The 22207-nt window shown below is 46.0% G+C and carries 13 protein-coding genes; 10 read left to right on the top strand and 3 right to left on the bottom strand.

Translation table 11 applies throughout. The features are described 5' to 3' along the window. Nucleotides 1–789 precede the first annotated feature (789 nt). The 4 genes from M5U24_RS04875 to M5U24_RS04860 are packed head-to-tail and all read left to right on the top strand — an operon-like array spanning nt 790 to nt 6746. Nucleotides 790–1947 carry an efflux RND transporter periplasmic adaptor subunit gene (locus M5U24_RS04875; RefSeq protein WP_099324908.1) on the top strand — a complete coding sequence of 386 codons (1158 nt, stop codon included), beginning with the start codon at nt 790–792 and terminating at the stop codon, nt 1945–1947. After that, nucleotides 1940–5035 carry an efflux RND transporter permease subunit gene (locus M5U24_RS04870; protein ID WP_099324907.1) on the top strand — a complete coding sequence of 1032 codons (3096 nt, stop codon included), beginning with the start codon at nt 1940–1942 and terminating at the stop codon, nt 5033–5035. The genes M5U24_RS04875 and M5U24_RS04870 overlap by 8 nt, the downstream gene beginning before the upstream one ends. Beyond that, entirely contained in the window at nt 5032–6513 is a 1482-nt protein-coding gene (locus tag M5U24_RS04865) for an efflux transporter outer membrane subunit (protein WP_099324906.1), read from the top strand. The genes M5U24_RS04870 and M5U24_RS04865 overlap by 4 nt, the downstream gene beginning before the upstream one ends. Further along, the gene (locus tag M5U24_RS04860; protein WP_099324905.1) at nt 6510–6746 is read left to right on the top strand and encodes a sodium/glutamate symporter; all 237 of its coding nucleotides are present in this window, start codon (nt 6510–6512) and stop codon (nt 6744–6746) included. Before M5U24_RS04865 ends, M5U24_RS04860 begins: the two co-directional genes overlap by 4 nt. 276 nt (nt 6747–7022) lie before the next feature. On the opposite strand, the gene M5U24_RS04855 is transcribed toward M5U24_RS04860, so the two are convergent. Further along, nucleotides 7023–7364 carry a DUF1837 domain-containing protein gene (locus M5U24_RS04855; protein ID WP_261341706.1) on the bottom strand — a complete coding sequence of 114 codons (342 nt, stop codon included), beginning with the start codon at nt 7362–7364 and terminating at the stop codon, nt 7023–7025. A 342-nt stretch (nt 7365–7706) separates the two neighbouring features. Between M5U24_RS04855 and M5U24_RS04850 the strand changes: the two genes are divergently transcribed. After that, the gene (locus M5U24_RS04850; protein ID WP_157820480.1) at nt 7707–8489 is read left to right on the top strand and encodes a hypothetical protein; all 783 of its coding nucleotides are present in this window, start codon (nt 7707–7709) and stop codon (nt 8487–8489) included. 718 nt (nt 8490–9207) lie between these two features. Here the strand turns inward: M5U24_RS04850 and M5U24_RS04845 are convergent. Then, on the bottom strand, nt 9208–9651 hold the full coding sequence (locus M5U24_RS04845; protein ID WP_295101310.1) for a hypothetical protein: 444 nt from the start codon (nt 9649–9651) through the stop codon (nt 9208–9210). A 362-nt stretch (nt 9652–10013) separates the two neighbouring features. Between M5U24_RS04845 and M5U24_RS04840 the strand changes: the two genes are divergently transcribed. From M5U24_RS04840 to M5U24_RS04820, 5 genes are all read left to right on the top strand, one after another. Beyond that, nucleotides 10014–11693: an IS1634 family transposase gene (locus M5U24_RS04840; RefSeq protein WP_298201739.1), complete on the top strand. Its 1680-nt coding sequence runs from the start codon at nt 10014–10016 to the stop codon at nt 11691–11693. 1724 nt (nt 11694–13417) lie between these two features. Further along, nucleotides 13418–16081: an SBBP repeat-containing protein gene (locus M5U24_RS04835; protein ID WP_298201736.1), complete on the top strand. Its 2664-nt coding sequence runs from the start codon at nt 13418–13420 to the stop codon at nt 16079–16081. Between the two features lie 683 nt (nt 16082–16764). Further along, on the top strand, nt 16765–17886 hold the full coding sequence (gene mqnE, locus M5U24_RS04830; RefSeq protein WP_099324898.1) for an aminofutalosine synthase MqnE: 1122 nt from the start codon (nt 16765–16767) through the stop codon (nt 17884–17886). A 139-nt stretch (nt 17887–18025) separates the two neighbouring features. After that, a complete protein-coding gene (locus M5U24_RS04825; protein ID WP_099324897.1) occupies nt 18026–19951 on the top strand; it encodes an NAD(P)/FAD-dependent oxidoreductase in 1926 nt (641 codons plus the stop codon). Nucleotides 19952–20117: 166 nt separating this feature from the next. Further along, nucleotides 20118–20885, top strand: a complete 768-nt coding sequence (locus M5U24_RS04820) for a ribonuclease Z (RefSeq protein WP_099324896.1) — start codon at nt 20118–20120, stop codon at nt 20883–20885. Nucleotides 20886–21000: 115 nt separating this feature from the next. Here the strand turns inward: M5U24_RS04820 and M5U24_RS04815 are convergent, their stop codons facing one another. Continuing rightward, nucleotides 21001–22053 (bottom strand): cytochrome-c peroxidase, encoded by a 1053-nt coding sequence (locus M5U24_RS04815; protein WP_169703192.1) that lies wholly within the window; start codon nt 22051–22053, stop codon nt 21001–21003. Nucleotides 22054–22207 lie beyond the last annotated feature (154 nt).

Here is a 22207-nt window from a genome sequence, read left to right as displayed (position 1 = left end):
CGTAACTCTTTCCCAAACTGATACTTCACTATGTTTAGTACAAGGTTTGGAACGAGCCGTGTATCGTTTTACGCTGAATAGTTACGAGGAATCTTGTGATTGTGCTTTTTCATTTTCTCAATGTACCAAATATTGCAAAGGCACTCAGAAATTTTGCGGCAATACCTTTTCTTTCATTTCAAATGCTCCGCTGGTAATGTAGAGAACAAAAAAACACTTTATTTCTCTCTCTCATTACTACTGGGATACTCCTGTTACATTTTGTTTGTTTTGCTCATTTTTGCCTATTTATATGGAAATTCTATTGTTTTTTACTTCTTTCTACACTTATTGAAGGGATCTTTTGGCACAAATTCTTGATCCGCGTCTTTCGTAGGGGGACTTTGACGTTGCCGTGATAATTACCAAAAAACATTTGAATTTTGGTAATACTTTCACTACCATTACAAAATATCTAATAAGCAAATTCCCATTATCTATCGGTTGTTGAAAGCCGTTGGCAGATCTATTGTCGCTAATCCTGGCCGCTGCATTAGCGCACAGGTGCAAGTTAATATCTGGTTTGTTATAAGTATCGTTTAAAGTGTATTGGTTCCTGACCTGACACTTCAGCTTTGGCATGGAGGGGCCGGCCGAACTTGCAGCTTATTATTATGACCGGAAACTGACAGAAAAACCCGATAAGCCAATAATCAATGCGCTGGATTTTATTAAGAGAGCCTTTAAATGTGCATTAATATAAAGTTGGGGTAGGCCAATAACTTATTTTAACCGCCAGACTATAAAAATATGATAATAAACCCCTCCATAGAATTCAGCTTACCGGTTATTTTATTCAGTATCATTTTTCTCTCAGGCTGCGGAACAGACGTCAAGCCACTGGCTGAGACGACACCGCGTGTTAAATACTTTGAGGTTGGTGAACAGGCAACCGGACAGTCCAGGCGTATTTCGGGCAAATTGATAGCGGCTGATACGTCGGTACTCAGCTTCAGTGTTAGCGGTACTATAGAGCAGGTATTGGTCAGCAGAGGAGATACGGTTCTACAAGGCCAGGTATTAGCCGTGCTGGATATGGAACCGCTACGACTCGCCGTGGAACAAGCACGGGCGCAGCTCAATATCGCGCGGGCAAAGGTTACGGAAACCAAGCAAATTTATGACCGTACCGTAACGCTGTTTAACAAACGTGCATCGTCACAGGCTGAAGTCGACACCGCAACTGCAAATCACGCAGCGGCACGTGGCAATTTAAAGGCTGCCCAGAGTGACCTTGATCGCAAGCAGCGCGATCTTTCAAATGCCGAATTAACCGCACCCTTTGCAGGCACGATTGCCGAACGGAATATTGATCCTTTCCAGGAAACAACGGTTGGTCAGGGTGCCTTTTTACTGCAATCCTCTGATGCCCTGGAAGTCGATGTCCGCATCCCTGAAACGATGATTCGCGATATTGATTATGGTCAGCGAGTCCAGGTCACCTTCCCAACAATCCAGGGCACAAGCTTAACTGGCGTTGTAAGTGAAATCGGCTCGCGAGTTGGAGCAGGTAATGCCTTTCCCGTAAAGATCCAATTATCCGCATCGCAAACCAAATTACTTCCTGGCATGACAGCCAGTGTCACCTTTAACTTCAACGAGTATCTTGAGGGTAGTACCGTGTATTTGATACCTCTTGCAGCGATTGCTATAGAATTTAGCATGCTCAGGCAAGCGAAAGAGAGTAGTTCGCAGGTGCCTCAAAAGACAGCACCGGTATTTGTGATTGACGATAACTACCGGCTGCAAGTCAGGGATGTGGTCATCGGTGACCTGCGAGGAAATCAACTGGAAGTTTATGAAGGCCTTGAAGCGGGTGAGAAGACTGTCAGCGCAGGCGTCACCTTTCTGCATGAAAATATGAAGGTTGAACTGTGGACGCCTGAACAGGGTTTAACGGATGGATAAACTTACACGGTTCACGATTAGTCATGCCAGGTTTTCGTGCTTGTTGATTGTCGCGATTTTGCTTGGTGGGCTTGCTATTTTCGTTTCCCAGCCCCGGCAGGAAGATCCCGAAATCACCTTGCGCAGCGCACAGGTGATCACCTCTTTTCCAGGTTTATCGCCCGAACGAATAGAACAGCTCATCACGAGTCCTATTGAAGACAAAATCAAGGAGTTGTCTGAAATCGACAAAATTAAGTCCGTCTCAATGACGGGCCTATCAATTGTTACGCCAGAAGCCCATGCCCGTTACCACGATATGGACACGATTTGGACTGACCTGCGCAATAAGATGAATGATCTGCGTGATAGCTTGCCAGAGGGTACCCAGGGCCTAACCGTTAATGACGATTACGGCCGTGTTGCGGTGGTCACACTGGCACTGACTGGAGCCGACTATTCCATGGCCGAACTCAACGAGGTCGCTAAAGATATTAAAGATAGCTTGAGTAGCCTGCCACTGGTAGCGCGTGTCGACCTGTATGGGGTTCAGGACGAACGTATCTGGTTAGAGTTTGATGCACATTTTATGGCTCAGTTTAAGTTAACTCCGACCGCCATTGTGACCGCATTGCGGGCACAAAATATTGTGTTGCCCGGCGGAACGGTTAATGCCGCCGGACAGACGGTGGTCATTGAACCCTCCGGTGACTTTCGCTCAGTGGATGAAATTCGTAATTTAGCCATTGAAACGGATGACGGCGAATTAGTCTATCTGCGTGATCTGGCAACTGTCCGGCGGGGCTATGTGGATCCTCCCAAAGCCCCGGCTTTCTATAATAACCAGCCGGCGATTGTGTTGGGCGTATCTATGATGACTGCCTCTAATGTGGTTGAGCTGGGCAAACAGGTTAATGCCCGGCTAGGCACCCTTAAGCCCAAGTTGCCTGTTGGCATGCAGTTGGACGTTGCGATTTTCCAACCTGATCTGGTAGAAGCGTCGGTGAATGACGCCACCAACAATCTACTGCAGACCATGGTTGTGGTATTGGTCGTGGTGATGCTGTTTCTAGGTTGGCGTATCGGTTTAATTGTTGGCACTATGGTGCCTCTGACCATGATGGCAACCTTGATAGGTATGTACATATGGGATATCGAGTTACACAGGGTATCGATCGCCGCCATCATTGTTGCTCTGGGCTTGCTGGTGGATAACGGTGTCGTTATAGCCGAAGATATTCGTCAGCGCATGGATAATGGAGTGGAGCGGCTTGAGGCTGCACTCGCAACACCCAAAATCCTGGCCATCCCGCTGCTTACCAGCTCCCTTACCACCGTAATTGCATTTCTTCCATTGGTATTAATCGATGATACTACGGGCGAATTTCTGCGTTCATTAGGCCAGGTATTAGCCATTGCCCTGCTATCTTCCTGGGTATTAGCCATTACCGTCATTCCTGCATTTTGTTACTGGTTTTTGCCTGTCTCGACAAATACTAATTCGAAAAATACCGGTTCCACAAACAATAGCGCCAACACCTATAAGGCTCCAGTTTACAAGTTCTATCGCCAGCTACTTGGCATCCTACTTAAATGGCGGGTTGCGTTCATTGTTTTGATGATTATTTGCCTGTTTGCTTCGAGTCAGGTTTTTAAGTTTGTTAAACAGCGATCGCTGGGGCCGTCAGAGCGTAACCAGTTTACTGTCTATATTGATTTGCCCGCCGAAGCCGATATCAGTGAAACACTGATTGCCAGCCACAAATTAGCGGCCTATTTGAACGATAAGGGAAAGAACCCGGAAGTCACCGGTATTTTGACTTATGTGGGTTCCGGTGGACCCCGATTTTTTCTGGCTTTAAGCCCCAATGATGCGCAACCCAACAAGGCCTTTCTTGTGGTTAACACTCAAACCAGTGATCAAATAGCCAGGGTTATGCAGCGTGTTGAGGAGTTTATTAAGCAAGATTTGCCGCAGGCCAATGGCAGAGCGGATATCCTGTTTCTCGGTCACGGAGCGCTTGGCTCCGTCGAAATACGTGTGCGGGGCCCCAATGCGGATGTGTTGCGAGCGCTGGGAGCGCAGGTGAAAGACGCCTTTTACAGTGTGCCCGGTGCTCAAACAATCCGCAGTGACTGGGAAAACCCGGTGTTTAAATTGGTGGTAGATATTGACCAGGAACGGGCCAGGCGTGCCGGCGTAACAAGCGAAGCGATCGCGCGCACTTTATCCGCCTCCTTTGATGGCTATCAGATCACCAGTTATCGTGAGGACGACAAAGTCATACCGGTAACTATTCGTGCGCAGTCAGATGATCGCGGTAATCTGGATCGCTTGAGAACCGTCGAGATATTATCTGACGCTGGTGTTCCTGTACCGCTATTACAAATAGCGGACTTCAAAGGCGTCGTCGAGGCCAGCCGGATTCGCCGCTATAACCAGCAACGCGCCCTCACTATCGCTGGCAAACACCCGCGTTTAACGGCGATCGAACTCTACGCCGCGATGCAAGAAGGATTGAATGCCATCGAGGTGCCAAGCGGTTATACGTTAGAGCTGGAAGGTGAAATCAAAGGCGCTCAGGAATCTAACAGTAAGCTATTTGGCTACGCTCCCCATGCCCTCTTCCTGATTATGCTGTTGCTGGTGTTGCAATTTAACTCTTTCCGCCGCTCTGCCATTATCCTGCTCACCATACCCCTGGTTATTATCGGTGCCAATTTTGGTTTGATGATATTTAGCGCCTTCTTCGACTTTACCGCTATGTTGGGCCTGTTTAGCTTGGCGGGAATTATTGTTAACAATGGTATTGTCATGATCGATCGAATTGATCAGGCACGAGACGAGGGTTTGGTGGTTGATGCAGCCGTAACCATAGCGGCACTAGCCCGTGCACGGCCCATCATCATGACCACCATTACCACTATTGCGGGACTATTACCGTTGGCATTATTTGGTGGCGAGTTCTGGTATGGCATGGCCATTGTCATTATGTGCGGTCTTGGAATGGGTACTATTCTGACCCTGGGTTTCGTGCCTGTTTTATACAGCTTAATGTTTCGTTACAAGGACGCAGCACCGGCCACCGCAACGGAACACGCGATATGATTGATTACCTTATGAATAACAATCGATTTAGGTGTCGACCCAAGTGCAGACCCAGGTGCCGATTTGCAGGGCTATTATTATTTACTTTGCTGGCCAGTTGCACCACGGTAGGCCCCGATTATAAAAAACCTGATAGAGCATCACCTGAAGCGTGGGTCGGTCAACTTGAAGGCGGTTTGACCCAGCAACAACTCGATCCGGAGACACTCTCGCAATGGTGGAAATCCCTGGGGGACCCTGTACTTAGTGGTTTTGTGGAAAGGGCAATAGCTGCCAACCTTGATCTCAGAACAGCGGAAGCACAATTGTGCCAAGCCAGAGCCCAAAGGGGCATCATTGGCAGCACTCGCTTTCCAACGATAGATGCCGAAGGCTTTGCGATTCGTACTGGAAGCAGTGAGAACACCGGCGCGGGTTCAACCTCTGAACTTTATTCTTCCTCCTTTGATGCCGCTTGGGAGCTGGACATTTTTGGTGGCCGGCACCGTGCTCTTGAGGCCGCCGAAGCTGACTTTCAAGCGGCCCAGGAAGCGCGACGTGATGTGCTGGTTTCGGTGTTAGCAGAAGTGGCTGTTAACTATATTGAGTTGCGCACTTTTCAGGCCCAGTACGCTGTTGCCAAGCAAAACTTATTGGTACAACTTGATACGTTAGAAATTGTACAGGCACAATTCGATGCTGGTGCGGTGTTGGAGCTTGATCTTGAGCGTGCGGTATCAAATGCAGAAACTACACGCTCCGAACTACCCCGTCTAAACCAGGCTATTACTCAAGCCAAAAATCGTCTCGCCGTATTGATTGGTCAGACCCCCGGCACAGTTGATAAAGAGTTAGACGGGTTGCGGCTGATGTCCACGCCCAGCGTACAAATTGCAGTTGGTGTGCCGGCTGAAACATTGCGCAGACGGCCTGATGTGCGCCGTGCCGAGCGTCAGCTTGCCGCAGAAACGGCACGGATTGGCGTTGCCACAGCCGTGCTTTATCCGAAATTCACCTTAGCTGGCACGATCGGCCTCGAGTCTTTATCTCCGTCAAACCTCATTGCAAGTGATAGCAGAACCTGGGGTATTGGCCCGAGTGTGCAATGGAATATTTTTGATGGCGGTCGTACCCGGCAAAAAATTGCAGTGCAAAATGCACTGCAAGAACAGGCGATGGTACAATACGAAGCCAGTATTCTCAATGCGCTGGAAGAAGTAGAAAATGCGATTACCGCGTTTACCCAGGAGCAACTTCGTTATCGCTCGCTAGTGGAGTCGGCTGCAGCAGCTGAACGAGCAGCAAATATTGCCCAGACGCGCTATGAAGCGGGAGCAAGCAATTTTCTAACGGTTCTCGATACGCAACGAACCCTGCTGAGCACCCAGAATCGACAAGCTGCCAGCCAGGGAGCGATTATGTCCAATCTGGTTCGCTTATATAAATCGTTGGGGGGAGGCTGGACTCCTGAGCAACCCATCAATGGGAAAACGGAATGATATCTATTGAGGTTCCTGATTTTATCGCTCATACGATGGGCATTGTAGTTTTCTTTGTTGGCGTACACATCAATCGAAAATTCACTATTTTACGCGACTTTAATATTCCTGAGACAGTGACGGACGGACTGTTCGCTGCCGTCATCGTGTTTTTAATTGGTCTCTTTGCTGACATAGAGATCAATTACCAACTGAAAACTCGTGACTCGCTGCTGGTTTATTTTTCAGGCTGACCTGGATAAATTGAGTTGTCTAGCGTGAGTTTATCTCAAAAGAAGAGAAGTAGCAATGTAACATAAATACAATCAATGCGTTAAGCACAATATCAATTGTATACACTGAGTCCTTGAAGTTTCAGTCGATGTTTGTGGAAATCCATAATACCTAACGTATTCATCAACTCTTACAATTTTTAGTTAGCCTTAACTCTCCCTCTGGCCTTTGTTTCTTCAAGTATCACAGAAAGCCTTATATTATTAAGGGTGTCTAACAGGGTATCTAACGTTCCATTAAATTGCGCGTGCACTTTTGCCTGATGCCACACAATCGCCGCCATTAGGTATCCGAGGACGCAAATAAAAAAATGCACCCTGATTTTCTGATCCGTCCAGTGAAATTACGGTTTTAAAGCGATAGATTTTTTTAGGACATTCAACCGGCAAGCGAATCGCATCTGAACCTTTGGCATAATCGTTTGATGAAAGTTTTATTTCCAGTTTAGTCGAAATTTCTGGTGCTTGCAGATGTGCTTCGAGAAAGCATAACAAAAGCAATACACCCGCTTCGCCATCATTCTGGTTATAATCCCTGAATTTCGAAGCTGCTTTTGCATAAAGCCCGTAACTATTCAGCGTAATTTATTAAACTACCGGAGATCAGAACGCAATTGCACTGGAAACTTTGTTTCCAATGAGGGTCAGACTTGACAAATTGCAAACTGTCTTAACCCTGTGATTTTATTCCCTATCTATCAGCAAACAGGCGAGAAACCGGAGTTTCTCGAACAAACGCATTCCCAAACAGATACTACACTATGTTCATTACAAGGTTTGGGAACGAGCCGTGTATCGTTTACGCTGAACAGTTACTAAAGCCCTCCGTTTTTGGAAGAGGAAAGTGGGTTTTGTTTTCGATATATTGTAAAAGATTATATAAGGTATTGGGCATTTTTCAAAAAATAGGTGCGATAAAAAATGAAAAAAGAAATCATGGAACGAATATGTTTTAACTGTAACGTTTTTTTCCCTGCAAGTATGGATGGAAATACAGAATATGGCATCTGCCTGAATGATAAAGAATTTGAACCATTTATAGATGAATTACTGGAGAACTTCAATTATTCTTCTTGCCAAAATTTAGTCGATACAAAAAAATTTTCGGGGGAACGTAATGGTTGTGAAGATTATGAGGAAATGGAATTTATAGAAATGGATAACACGAGCGGATTGAGTAATGAGCTAAAACGTTTATCTGAAACCGGTGAACTTGATTTTGAAGCACTTAAGGAATGGTTGTTATATGAACAGGTAAAGAACATTAACTGGGCAACTATGCCGGTAGATAGATATGTCCGCCAATTGCAAAGTCCTTTAGAAAAAGACCGGAATGCGGGTATATCCAGTCTTGGCGGGATGATTTCCTTAGGAAATAAAGAGGCGTTTATGGAATTACTAAAATATTTCAGCAAATTACCTCCTACCAAAACGTTGGAGGAGGTTTATTTGAAAAAGGAAGTTTTAAGACATTTAGTACGTGATGATATGAAATCGCAAATACTTCCCTACATTATTAACGAATTGTACAATACACCCTCAAACAATACCACTCGTCAATGGATAACAGCAATTTTTGAATTTTTATCCCATTCTCCAAAAGATAAAATCCGTGAGCCTTTGGAAAAAATGTTAAAAGATAAAAGGTTTTCATACAGACTTAAGGAAAAAATGAAAAATATTTTATATGGTAATTCTTTATAGTATTTTTGGTATGAGAGGAAAGGCGATACTTTACCCTATAGAAATCCGTACATGTATGATAATAATTCGGGGCATGTACTGAAATTATACTTGATGTAAAAGTGGGTGTGAATAATTTTGTTTGCAGGAGGAGATAATGGTATTGATAAGGGCGTTTTTAGTGAGTTTGACAGGTATGTTGCTCTGCGCTATTTTCAATGTTTTTGCCGGATGAGCGCCGGTAAAAGGTGTAGAAAAGGGGGAAAGCGAATTGGTTGTGCTTATGGCTGAAATAGAAGGAATTATAAGGTTCCGGAACGGCTTTCCACCTACTTTTCTATTGAAGAAATAGAAAAAGAACGGAAAATTTACGGTGACGCAAGCGCTAATCTTACAGCGCTCTGCAAGACCGCTACAACAAAATTTGCCCGGACGGACGACGATAAATATTACGAAATTAATTTTGCAATACTGGCAGCATCTGAAAATATAGACGGTATATTTAGGGATAAGGGAGAGTCTGTTACGTTGGAAGATGTATTATGGCAAGTCGGCCGATTGCGACAGACCTGCGCCGACTGCCATAAACACCTGGATGTAAAGATTGGAACCGGTAAGTATGGTAAACAGTAAAATATCCGAGACACTTGAAACGTGCAATGAATAACGAATAAGGAGTTTCGGATTAGTGCTTATGGGACATTGCCCGCTAAAAATACTAATTGCCCACCTTACGCAACTACACGGCTTTCGAATCCCCGTTGCCGCTGCCGTTGATTGCTGACGTCTGTATAATGCCACCGGCAAAGACAGGCACGCCAATTAAAACGCCGAGGATAACGCCTACGAATTCATCCACCATATCAACGGTTATGCTGCCGAAGGACACAAAAATCCTGTTATTGCCTTCTTTTGCTTTTAAATCCTGATGTTTAAGACCAGAAGAACATACGCCTCTTTTACGAAATTTTTTTATTATTTTCCGATCCTGAACCCATGCGTTTATGCGTGTAATGGGGCATGGGAAAGTGTTAAAGAATGCCAAGCCATACAGAACAGAGCCGTCAAAATCGAGAGGACTTGTTAATGAGATTAAACAGGAATTTATAATAGGGGTAAAGGGATTTACCTGAATATTAATCAATTCCAACATAATCTTTGTAATTAAAACCGTTAAATGCATAATCGTTTAGGGACGAAACACATAAAATTGTCAATAGATTAGGTTTGACCCCCTACTTTCTCCCAGCTATTCAGATAGTACTATGCCCTTCTGTACTTCTATCTCCTGTCTTCTAACTTCTGTCTTCCTTGTAGATTCAAAACAGATAACAATCTAAAATTCATAATTTGTCATTTCAATATTGTGTAGGGGAGAAGCATTTGCTATAGTGGGCACGAATACATTTAAACCCAATTATGCAACGGATGTTCACCCCTGCCAAAACGCATAAGTGCTTAATACATAGTTTGTTAAGGCTGTATTTTTAATAAATATGTAGTCACTAATATATTGTTATTATCCGACAATATACTTGACTGATAATGGTTGTTATCTGTACAATGGTGGACATGCATATTGTAGAGAACAAGTCAAAATCCGGTAAAAAAATCTATCGATCTACCCTTCTGCGGGAATCGTACCGTGAGGATGGGAAGGTCAAGAAACGCACCATTGCGAATCTGTCGAATTGCACTCCCCTGGAGATTGAAGCGATAAGACTTGCACTCGCACATAAAGACGATCTCTGTGCATTGGGCGCATTGTCAGAATCGGTGAAACTCCATGAGGGTTTGTCTGTGGGAGCAGCGTGGAGCGTGTACCAAGTGGCAAAGGAATTAGGGATAGAAGAGGCATTGGGAAAGGACTTTGAAGGAAAGCTGGCGCTTTGGCAAGTAATGGCAAGGGTAATAGGCCGGGGGTCAAGACTGTCTGCAGTAAGGCTGGCGCAGATACATGCTGCGGGTGACGTCCTGGATATGAAGCGTGGGTTTGACGAGAACAATCTGTACGATAATTTGTCATGGTTGTCAGAGAATCAGGCAAAGATAGAGCGAAAGCTGTTTGAGTTAAGACGAGGAGGCAATAAGCCGAAGTTGTTTTTGTATGACGTGACGAGCAGTTATTTAGAGGGGAAGTCGAATCATTTTGGTGAGTACGGGTATAATCGTGACGGCAAAAAGAGGAAAAAACAGATAGTGATCGGTATGCTTTGTGATGAATCCGGGGGGGCGGTATCAACAGAAGTATTTAGGGGCAACACCCAGGATCCGAAGACCTTTGAATCTCAGGTAAAGAAGGTATTAGAGCGGTTTGGATGCAAAGATGTAACGATTGTAGGAGATCGTGGGATGATCAAGACGGTGCAAATCGAAAGTTTACCGGAAGGGTTTCATTACATAACGGCGATAACTAAGCCGCAGATAGAGTCGTTGATAAATAAAGGGATACTGCAATTAGGATTGTTCGAAGAAAAGCTCTGCGAGATAAAGGATGATGAGGTTCGATATATTCTGAGGCGCAATCCGGTAAGGGCGGAAGAGATGTCAAAGACCCGTGTATCAAAATTACAGAGTATAGAGAAATACATCGTGAAGAAGAACAGTTATCTGAAGGAACATCCTAAGTCGTCAGTATCGAAGGCCCTGGAAACAACAAGGGAAAGGCTAACGAGATTGAAACTTGATGGGTGGTTGCAGATAAAAGAAGAGGATAGGACGCTAAAGATAGAGAGAGCTGAGGAAGCATTAAAGGAGGCATCATACCTTGATGGTTGTTACGCAATCAAGACTGATCTTGAGGAGAACGAGGCGGATACCAATCTGGTACATGAGATCAAGGATTTAACGGAAGTGGAGAAGGCGTTTCGGGACTGTAAGACGGTGAATTTGGAGGTTCGTCCGGTGTATGTAAGAAAGGAGGATAGTACACGGGGACATGTGTTTGTGGTAATGCTTGCGTACATGATAATTCGAAGGCTGCGCAGAGCGTGGAAGAATTTTGACTTGACGGTAGAGGAAGGTCTCGCACAATTGACGACCATTTGTTCGATGGAAGTAACAATCAAAGGCCAAAAAGCTAGTTGCCAGAAGATCCCGCGTCCGCGGCAACAATCACATGAATTATTAGAGGCATTACAGATAAAGTTGCCAGAAGTATTGCCAAGCCGGAACATACGGGTAGTCACTAGAAAAAAGCTTGCTGTTCGGCGTAAAAGTCAATAAATATAAGGCTTTTACGGCACTTTTGTTTTTGTTGGGGTGAACATCCGATAAAGGTTTACTACCTGATTTACTGAAAAAAGATAAAATTGTTTATGGTGAATGTTATTTATTTGAATGGTATGAATGTGAGCCACAGAGATTTCGCAGCTACGCAGCCATTCAAATAGTACGATGCCTTCTGTACTTCTGGCTTCTGTCTTCTGACTTCTGTTAAATTATCGAAAGGAGTGTATTATGTGTAGGATAGTACGCTTGTGGCGTACAGTGATTTTTATTGCTTTGGCTGTAGGGATTTATACAGATATCGGGCATGGAATGGAGGATGCCGTATCGGCTGCCTATGAATGGGATATCGGAGTACACAGCGACCCGGTATTCACGATAAACGGACGCGCCGTAAATGTTCCAGCAGAGCCATGCAGGTCGGGCGAGCGCACCCAACAATCCGGTTCAAACATTTTAAATGACTTGAACGGCTTAAACGCTCTATTCACCCCCGAAGACGTCAGCGGCACATCGGAACCTGGCGAGGCGGTACGCACCTCCGTGCAGGAATCTTACGGTAAATTGCCCCTCTATTTCATACAGAATGACGGGCAGGTGGATGCGCGGGTACAGTATTATGAAAAAGGCAGCGGACAGGGCATGTTCTTTACCAAAAAAGGGATATATCTCTCGCTGACACGCGGCAAAAAAACGGAATCCGTAAATCCTCAATCTGCAATCCCTAGCCCACAGCCGCAGGAGCACATACGGCTATTTCCCCTTGGCGCAAACAAAGACCCCGGGATCGTTGCGGAGGATATGCAGGAATGCAAGATCAATTACTTTGTAGGCAGCCCTGAGAAGTGGCGTACCAATATCCCCACCTTTGGCGCGGTTGTGTACAAAAATATTTACGACGGCGTCGATATGCGGTTTTACGGCAACAACCGTCAGATGGAATATGACGTCATCGTGAAGCCCGGAGTCAGTCCGTCCCGTGTTCAGTTGTGTTATGAAGGGATAGAAGACTTACGCATCAGGGAAGACGGCGACATGGAAATCATCCTTAAAGAAGGCAGCATCATCCATAAAAAACCGTATATTTATCAGATAATCGACGGAGAAAAGAGAGAGATTGAAGGTTCGTTCAGGATACTGAACAGGGTATGTGGTTTGGATGAATCCAGTCCTGCGACGGCCGAATGGACGGGGCGCACCCAACCGGGACATCAGGTGGAGGTGATTCACCGCAAAGACGCAAAGGGTGCAGAGCCTGTACCAAACCTGACCACGCCCAAAGCTCCTCCCCCTAACCCCCTCCAAAGGGGGACAGATCCTCGTCCGGTTCTTGCGCAGTGCCTTGCTTTACCGGGCACCCTCCAACGGGTGGCGGATATATATTTCCCGTTGGTGGGGGTGAAGGCGCTTGCAGAGCCGCAGGATACGCTATTGGTTGAAATATGTCCCCCGCTGGCGGGGGTGAAGGGGGTGGAAGGAACGGATACTTGCGCCACCATAGCTAAGGTTTTAAAGGGTATAAACAACGGGGATCAGGTTACAAACCTGATCCCGCCCGAACCATCCAAGAGTGTACATCCCGAAAGACGCCATCATAAATTCGTCTACGGCTTTACCGTTGCCTCATACGAAAAATCCTCCTCCCTCGTCATAGATCCCATCCTCGAATACTCCACCTACCTGGGGGGGGGGACGATACTGATCGTGGCTATGGCATCGCCGTGGATAGTTCCGGGTATGCGTATGTTACCGGGTTTACCACATCCGCCAATTTTCCCGTCGTGGGGACATCAACGGCCAAGAAAGCTAATGAAGATGTCTTTGTCACCAAACTTGGCACGGAGACGCCCCTTGCGCTTATCTACTCCACCTATATTGGGGGAGACGGCGATGATCTGGCAATAGGAATCGCGGTAGATGGCTCTGGCTCTGCGTATATCAGCGGGCATACTACATCCGCCAATTTTCCCGTCGTGGGGACAACGACAGGCCATGCAGGAGGGATATACGATGCCTTTGTCACCAAACTTGGCACAGAGACGCCCCTTGCGCTTGTCTATTCCACCTGCATCGGGGGAAGTGGTAATGATTATTGTGGACTAGAAATTGACGTTGATGGTTCCGGCTCTGCGTATATCATCGGGTATACCACATCCACTAATTTTCCCGTTGTGGGAACAACGACAAGCCATGCAGAAGGTACAGAAGACGCCTTTGTTATTAAACTTGGCACGGGGGTGCCCATTTCGATTCTCTACTCTACCTACATTGGTGGAAGTGGTAGTGATGTTGCCCTTGGAATTGCCGTGGATGGTACCGACTCTGCATACATAGCAGGGTATACCGGCTCCAGCAACTTCCCGATCGTGGGGACGTCGACGGCTAAAAAATCTGGTGATGACGCCTTTGTTACCAAGCTCCTCTTCACACCACTGGTGATAACCGGCTCTGCCACCAGTGTAACGACAAGCTCCGTCACGCTCTCTGCAACGGTAAGCACGATAGGGTTGCCTACCACAGCCCTGTTCAGCTATGGCGTCTCAAGCGGCGTGTACACCGGCACGTCAACCACCCAGTCCGTAACCGGTGAAAATACGGCAGTGAGCATCAGCATAAGCGACCTGTCCGCGGCCACAACCTATTATTACCGCAGTGCGGCAAATAGCAGCGCAGGCACCTCAACCGGCAGCGAACAGTCCTTTACCACGTCAAGCTCAGGCGGGGGAGGCGGAGGCGGCGGGGAGCCGAAGGCAGCGACGCTTTCCATCAACTCAACCAATCCGTTAGACAACGCGGTAAATGTACCCGTTGATGCCGCCATATCCGCAACCTTTTCCATGCTCATCAACGGCTCTACGGTGAATACGGATAGTTTTTATGTGACCAATCCTGACGGAAATAAGATAGATGGCTTTGCAAGTACCGATTCCTATGACGTCATATTTACACCCACAGACGCTCTTTCTTACGATACTACCTATACGGCATTCGCCACTACGCAAATCCAGGCGGCAAACTGGGCGGGAACAACAATAGAATCGAACCATTCATGGAGTTTCACCACAGAATCCTCCCCGATAGTACCCACACCGACCCCGGCCGCAGCAGCGGCGTCGCCCACACTCACGGTTTTATTAACGCCGACCCCCACAATCACACCACAGCCCTCGCCAACCCCGACGGTATCGCAGGACGTTATGACACTGAGCAAGGATGTGGCGTATCTCTCCGGTGATACGGTGATTGTCACGGTAGCGGACGGCGACAGAAACACCGATGCAAGGGCAGAGGATATACTCACCACTGCCATAAAGGTTTCGGGCGATAACTATTATATCGGAAGCGACCTCCTGCTGGATTTAAACGAAGACGGCGCTGACAGCGGCACATTTATAGCGACCATAAAGACAGGTACTACCACGAGCGGAGAGGCAAGTGCAACGGCGCGGTCAAATATCGGTACGGTAAAAACCGTGCAGGACGGTGCGATTACGGTGGCGTATAATCCGCCTTCCGCCGTATCAGTCACAAAGAAACTCTCTTTCAGTAATTTTGACGCAACGCTTGCATTCAGCCGTTCTGCATATCTTCTCGGGGAATATGCGGAAATCACCCTCAATAATGCGGAGTCGAACGCAGACCATAAAGAGGCGGAAACGCTTTTAGAAAAAGTTTATGTGCAGACCTCTCGGCTTAATATTGCAGGGGTAAGTATGGCGGAGATGGGCACCGATACGGGTATATTCATGGGTTCAATACAGATAAGCGCCGATTCCACACTCGACTATGAACACATACAGGCGGCAGACGGAGATACCCTGACGGCGAGTTTTTATGACGAGACAACCATTACCGGGTTCCCGCAATTGATGACGGGTACCTGTTCAGTAGTGGCTCTGCCTGTGCCAACGGAGTCCCCCGCCTTCACACCGGCAACACCAGTTCCCTCACCGTCAATTACCCCTGTAGCAACTGTACCCGTTCCTACACCTACACCTACACCTACACCTACACCTACACCTACACCTACACCTTCTTCTTCACCCGCCCCCGGGGTGCCTGGCAATGCGGAGAAAATAGCGGTATCGCCGGACTCACTATTTCTGGAAAAGGGTGAGGAAGGGCAGGTGACGGTAATGGTTACTGATGTGGATGGCTTCGGTATTGAAGGGGTCAAGGTAAAGAGAAAAGTAACCACGAGTAACAATAAAAAAATAAAGGTGAAGCCTTCAAACCAGAATACAGACGCAGAGGGCAAGGCGGTATTTACCATAACAGCAAAGAAGGATAAATGCAACCTGAAGGATAATTGCAATGCAAAGGTGAACTTTAAGGCAAAGGGGGTGAAGGAAAAGGCCGGAGTGACTGTTTGGCTGGTGGAATAGGCGTAAGGCTGTTAACGGTTGATTAGTTGAATCCAGAACCATAACCGGACGTATGTTGGTCAACCCTGACAGGGTTTTTTTTGTGGGTTCAGGCTTGCAAGCCAATGTCATTAAGTTAAGCAAACGGCCGCAAAAGTCCCCCTTAATAAAGGCGGAAAAAGGGTATTGTTTTTGATTAAATAATTCATAGCACCTTAGTTATTTGAAAAATCCAAGGGGACATAAAAAGCAATGTAGCCTCTTTAGGGGCGGTCTGTTTGTAGCGCAATAAAATTCAACAGGTAAATAGCTCCGTAGGAGCGGCCTGTATATGATTGACAGGAAGACAGGCTGCTCCTGATTATAGAGACAGGTTTCAAACCTGTCTCTACGATCTGTTATGGTATCCTATCTACTTAATGACATTGGCTTGCAACCTGAACCCGCAAATGTAGTTTCCAGCGCCAGTACGTTTCCAGGTAGCGGCAAGACACACCTTGCCGCTACCTGTTACTGTTTTTGAGAAAAAAAACGGGTATGTACGCATAAAACGACTTGGAATTGGCAATCAAACGGAAGCGGTCTGTTTGGCACAAGATTCAGGTAACAATCTTCAATCTACAAAAACTTACAAAAAAAGAGGTTTTTGCAGAGCAATACTATAGTCCTTGATTTAAAAGTACATTTCTGATATTTTTTCAATAATGGAACGGCTTTTAAAACAATCTTCTATTTATGACATTCTTCAAAAGGCGGAACAGCAGAAACGTTTAGGATTTGAAGACGGCGTGCGGCTTTTCAAATCGAATGATCTCCTTCATATAGGTCTTGTTGCCAACAGCATCCGGGAGTGGAAGAACGGCAACACGGCATACTATATCATTAACCGCCATATCAATTATTCCAACATTTGCAAGAACCAGTGCAAGTTTTGTGCGTTTAGCAAAAAACAGGAAGACCCCAACGGATATGCCATGGACATGCTGGAAATCATGGACAAGGCCGCTGCTGCTTCGCTGGAGGGAGCAACGGAATTCCACATCGTGGGCGGTTTACACCCTGAACTTCCCTTTGATTTTTATGTCGAAATGCTGAATGCAATTCACGAAAAACATCCTGATATTCACATACAGGCATTTACTGCCGTAGAGATTGAACACCTGTCACAAATAGCAGGGCTTTCCGTAACGGATACCCTGAAAAAACTGAAAGAGGCTGGGCTGGGTTCTCTTCCCGGCGGAGGCGCAGAGGTGTTCTCTCCGCATGTTCGGGAAAAACTCTGTCCGGAAAAGATCAGCGGGGAAAGATGGCTTCAGGTAATGAGAGAAGCCCACAATCTAGGCCTCAGAAGCAATGCCACTATGCTGTATGGCCATGTGGAAACACCGGAAGACAGAATCAATCATCTCATAAAACTTAGGGAATTGCAGGATGAAACAGGCGGGTTTATGTCTTTTATTCCGCTTGCATTCCACCCCAAAAACACTGAATTGTCTTTTTATGCAAACACGACTGCTATGCTTGATCTAAAGGTAATTGCCATCAGCCGTCTGATGCTTGACAATTTTGACCACCTCAAGGCGTTCTGGATCATGCTGGGCATCAAACTTTCCCAGATTTCCCTCAGTTTCGGGGTGGACGATATTGACGGCACCGTGCAGGAGGAAAAGATTACCCATGCCGCGGGAGCTAATACTCCTGAAGCACTTTCCGTAACTGAAATTATTCGATTGATCAGGGAGGCTGGGCGTGAACCTGTTGAAAGGGACACCCTCTACAATCCCGTGACAGGAAAATCCCGGGATGCAGTATTGCAGGGGGTTTGAGTTTCTGAAGCCAATAGTCAGTTGGCAATCCACAGTCTGCAATATTAAATCTGAAATTTGCCGGCTGCCGATTGCCGACTGACTATTGGCACGTATATCACAGTTTTTCTCTCACCTATTTTTGGAGACCGTATTACAAATGACAGCATTTCCCAATCTTTTCAGCCACTTTCGCATTGGTTCCCTGAATATCAGGAATCGTATTGTGATGTCTCCTATGGAGACGCATCTCTGCAATGCGGAAGGTTTTGTCACTAAAGAACTCATCAATTATTACAGAGAACGCGCCCTTGGCGGCGCAGGATATATTACGGTGGAAAACACTGCTGTTGACCCTGCAGGCAGGGTCAATGACGGCATGATGTGCATTTACAATGATACGTTCATTCCTGAATTAAAAAACCTTGTTGATGCCGTTCATGCGGTAGAAGGGAAGATCGTACTTCAGTTAAGCCATGCGGGCAGAGAAGCACTTCCGTATTTTACCGGAACGGGAACAGTTGCCCCTTCGGCTATACCCAGTCCTTTAACAAAGGAAATGCCGAAGGAATTGACCATCGACGAGATTAAAGCGATTATCAATGCCTTTGCCTGCGGTGCGGAACGGGCGTTAAAAGCCGGGTTTGACGGCGTAGAAATTCACATGGCGCACGGGTATCTTGTGAATCAGTTTTTCTCGGCTGAGTCCAATACACGAACGGACGATTATGGAGGCGACACCTCGCGAAGGGCACGGTTCGGGAGAGAAATTGTTGAAGAGATAAGAAAAAAGGTTCCGGCGGATTACCCTGTTATTTGCCGGATCAGCGCGGATGAGTATACCGAAACAGGACTGAAGCTGGAAGAGAGCAAAGAAATTGCAAAGATACTGGAAAGGGCGGGGGCTAGCGCCATTCATGTATCAGCGTGTAATTATGCATCGGCCTTTTTTAACATACCCTGCTATTATCTGGAGGAAGGATGTTTCATTCACCTCGCGGAAGGGATTAAGGCAATTGTAAACATGCCTGTGTTGTCCGTGGGAAGGATTCAGGATCCCGCAATGGCGGAAGAAGTGCTGAAAGAAAACAAGGCAGATCTTATTGTTCTGGGACGTTCGCTTATTGCCGACCCCTGTTGGCCGAATAAGGTAAAAGAAGGAAATCTTGATGATATACAGGTGTGCTTAAGCTGCAACAGATGTATCGAAAGCATCTCGGATAAAAAACTCATTTGTACGGTAAACCCCTATATTGGAAAAGACGAACGCTTTCATTTGCAACAAACCACAAAACCAAAAAAGGTGTTGATTGTCGGTGGAGGCCCTGCGGGTATGTCTGCGGCCATAACACTGGCGGGCAGAGGGCACGACGTCTCGTTGTGGGAAAAAAGCGGCGAACTCGGAGGTAATTTGCGCTATGCTTCCATGCCTCCGAAAAAGGAACCTGTAAAGAAGTATCTCCGGTATATAACAAAACAAGTAGAAAAGAATAATATCCCGGTAGCGCTAAACAAAGAAGCAAACGAGGATAACATTAAACAATTTGCGGCTGACGTAGTAGTCCTTGCGATGGGAGCCAAAGACGTTCCTGTCGAAATAAATGGTATGCAGGAAAACGGCGCATTAACCGTCAAGCAGGCGTTTTCCTCTCCGGACACTATTGGCAATAACGTAGCAATTATCGGTGGCGCCGCAGAAGGATGCGAATTAGCTGACTTTCTTTCTTCGCGGGGAAAGAAGGTTTCCGTTATTGAAATGAGGCGTGTTCTGGGGCTTGGACTGGTTGCACACCCCAGGTTTCATGTATGCGAACGCCTGAGAAAACAAAGGGCCACGCTTATTGTAAATGCGAAAGTGACTGAAATAGGGAGCGATTACATTGTCATAAGCCGCAGGAGGCAGCCTGACGAAAAGATTGAGGGGTTTGACACGATAGTCATTCCCACACTGCATCAGCACAACACGGAGCTTGAACCAATGCTTCAATCCTTCGTTCCTGAAGTATATACCATTGGCGATGCAAAAGAAGGCAGAACAGCCCTTGAGGCAATTGCTGAGGGGGTTGAAATAGGGTTAAAGATATAGCAATAGTACACCCACCCGGAAATCCCATCCAGAAAGGGACTGGGGGCATAGATTTAAAAGTGGAAAACAGTCGGCAATCTGCAATTTGCCGATTGCCGACTTTCGAGGTAAGTTTTTATTAGTGGTTAAATTCTTTTTGGTTGATGTACAGCGATAATTTTTAAAAATGGAATTGACCATCATCGGCTCTGGCACAGGAGCACCTTCAAAAACAAGGGCATATCCGTGTACTTTGATAAAAGTAAAAGACAAACACCTTGTATTTGACACAGGCCCAGGTTCATTACGCCAGTTGCTTCTTGCCGGCGTTACGTATGCGGATGTTGATTATATCTACTATTCGCACTTCCATCCCGACCACTCCCTGGATCTCGTCTCCTTCCTTTTCGCCATGAAATATGATTCTCCTGTGAGGACAAAACCTCTTTACATTACAGGCCCCTGTGGTTTGCACAAGTTCCATCAGGGATTAGTTTCTGTTTATGGCAACACGATTACTCCAAAGACATTTGACCTCCATCTGGAAGAAATAGAGAGGGGCGTACTCACTTATGACGGATGGAAAATTACTGCAGAACCCGTGCGGCATTCATCACAAAGCATCGGTTACAGGATAGAATCTTCTGCGGGCAGGACAATTGCTTATTCCGGAGATACTGATTACTGTGAAGGCATAATTCTTCTGGCAAAAAATACCGATCTGTTCGTTCTCGAATGCTCTTTTCCCGATGATAAAAAAACTGAAGGGCATCTTACTCCCCATCTGTGCGCTCAAATCGCACAAAAAGCGCAATGCAAAAAGCTGATACTCACACATTTCTACCCCGTTTGCAGTGAAGCTATAAAAAATAACGCAAACCTGCTTGCCGAACTCAAAATTATTTATGATGGAGAGATAGTTATTGCAGAAGATTTTGACAGGTTTGAAATATAAAATGACCGCATATTGCAGGGCAAAATAATTTCATATCAAAAAAACCTTTTCTCCACGAAGAAAACAGCGCCCCCGTATAATAAAGGAAAACCTCCGTGACAACCAACGCAGAAAATTAATTCCGGTTTGGCTGCGGGGTGTTCACATTCGAAGGCGGCAAAACGGGATAAATAATTTCAGGCCGGTCTCCGGTCAGGGTTTTTAGAAATGCGACAATCTTGTTTGTCTCATCCTCGGTAAGTTTTATTCCAAGCTGATATGCTGCCATTACCTGTACCGCTTCTGCCAGTCTCCATGTGCTGGCATCGTGGAAATAGGGGGCAGTGAGTTCAATGTTTCTTAGCAGTGGAACCTTGAATACGTATTTATCTTCAACTGCCTTTGTTACATTATACCGTCCAAGCGTCCCGGTGTCTTTTTCATAGGGCTTTGCGATACCAAACTTTTGAAAGGAACCGCCGCCAACACCAACTCCGTTATGACAAACGATACAACCTTTTTCCTTAAAGAGGGCATACCCTTCTTCCTCTGTTTTGGAAATCCTGTCATACCCCCTTAACCACAAATCAAACCTTGCATTGGGAGTGGTTAACGTTTCTTCAAATGCAGCGATGGCGTCTGCAACAGTATCAATGGTAATGCCCTCCTCACCGTAAACCTCTTTAAACCACTTCACGTATTCCGGTATTGATTGCAGTACCTCTACCGCAAGGTCGTGACTGGAAGCCATTTCCATAGGATTTGCTATGGGACCCTTTGCCTGTTCCTTCAAATCCCTGGCACGCCCGTCCCAGAATTGCGCCAGATTAAATTTTGAGTTCAGTACAGTCGGTGAGTTTATGGATCCCGACATCCATTTGTGTCCGATAGAAGTTGGGAGGTTATCCGCTCCGCCGGTTGAAAGGTTGTGGCAGGAATTGCAGGTAATCCATCCGGATTTGGACAATCGAGGTTCAAAAAATAATCTTTTCCCCAAATCAGTCTTTGCCCTGTTGTTGTCAAAATTAATTGGAATAGGCTTGATAGGTTCTTTTGATCGGTCTGATTTTATATCTCTTCCAAAAGCCATATCAATCAACCCACCGGCAGAAGCAAATGGCAGTATTGCGGCGCTGATAACTACAAAAGACAACAGATAACCCATTACGGCAAATTTAACAATTTTCATATGTCCTCCTTATTTAAATTGTAATGCGAAAGCGGTTTTAAAAAGTACTATTCATTTGTAAGAACGCATACAGGTCACACAATATTTTCCCACACGTTTAATACTATTTATTACAAAATGAATGTCAACAATATTTAGCATAACACGTTGATTT

Source organism: Candidatus Kuenenia sp., from assembly GCF_027493735.1.
In the GTDB taxonomy this organism is placed as follows: domain Bacteria; phylum Planctomycetota; class Brocadiia; order Brocadiales; family Brocadiaceae; genus Kuenenia; species Kuenenia stuttgartiensis_A.
This window is presented reverse-complemented; position numbering and strand designations above follow the sequence as displayed.

Excerpts from the sequence above, each read along its gene's own strand:
- M5U24_RS04875 (WP_099324908.1), top strand. The coding sequence starts at position 790 with ATGATAATAAACCCCTCCATAGAATTCAGCTTACCGGTTATTTTATTC.
- M5U24_RS04870 (WP_099324907.1), top strand. The coding sequence starts at position 1,940 with ATGGATAAACTTACACGGTTCACGATTAGTCATGCCAGGTTTTCGTGC.
- M5U24_RS04865 (WP_099324906.1), top strand. The coding sequence starts at position 5,032 with ATGATTGATTACCTTATGAATAACAATCGATTTAGGTGTCGACCCAAG.
- M5U24_RS04860 (WP_099324905.1), top strand. The coding sequence starts at position 6,510 with ATGATATCTATTGAGGTTCCTGATTTTATCGCTCATACGATGGGCATT.
- M5U24_RS04850 (WP_157820480.1), top strand. The coding sequence starts at position 7,707 with ATGAAAAAAGAAATCATGGAACGAATATGTTTTAACTGTAACGTTTTT.
- M5U24_RS04845 (WP_295101310.1), bottom strand. The coding sequence starts at position 9,651 with ATGCATTTAACGGTTTTAATTACAAAGATTATGTTGGAATTGATTAAT.
- M5U24_RS04840 (WP_298201739.1), top strand. The coding sequence starts at position 10,014 with ATGGTTGTTATCTGTACAATGGTGGACATGCATATTGTAGAGAACAAG.
- mqnE (WP_099324898.1), top strand. The coding sequence starts at position 16,765 with ATGGAACGGCTTTTAAAACAATCTTCTATTTATGACATTCTTCAAAAG.
- M5U24_RS04825 (WP_099324897.1), top strand. The coding sequence starts at position 18,026 with ATGACAGCATTTCCCAATCTTTTCAGCCACTTTCGCATTGGTTCCCTG.
- M5U24_RS04820 (WP_099324896.1), top strand. The coding sequence starts at position 20,118 with ATGGAATTGACCATCATCGGCTCTGGCACAGGAGCACCTTCAAAAACA.
- M5U24_RS04815 (WP_169703192.1), bottom strand. The coding sequence starts at position 22,053 with ATGAAAATTGTTAAATTTGCCGTAATGGGTTATCTGTTGTCTTTTGTA.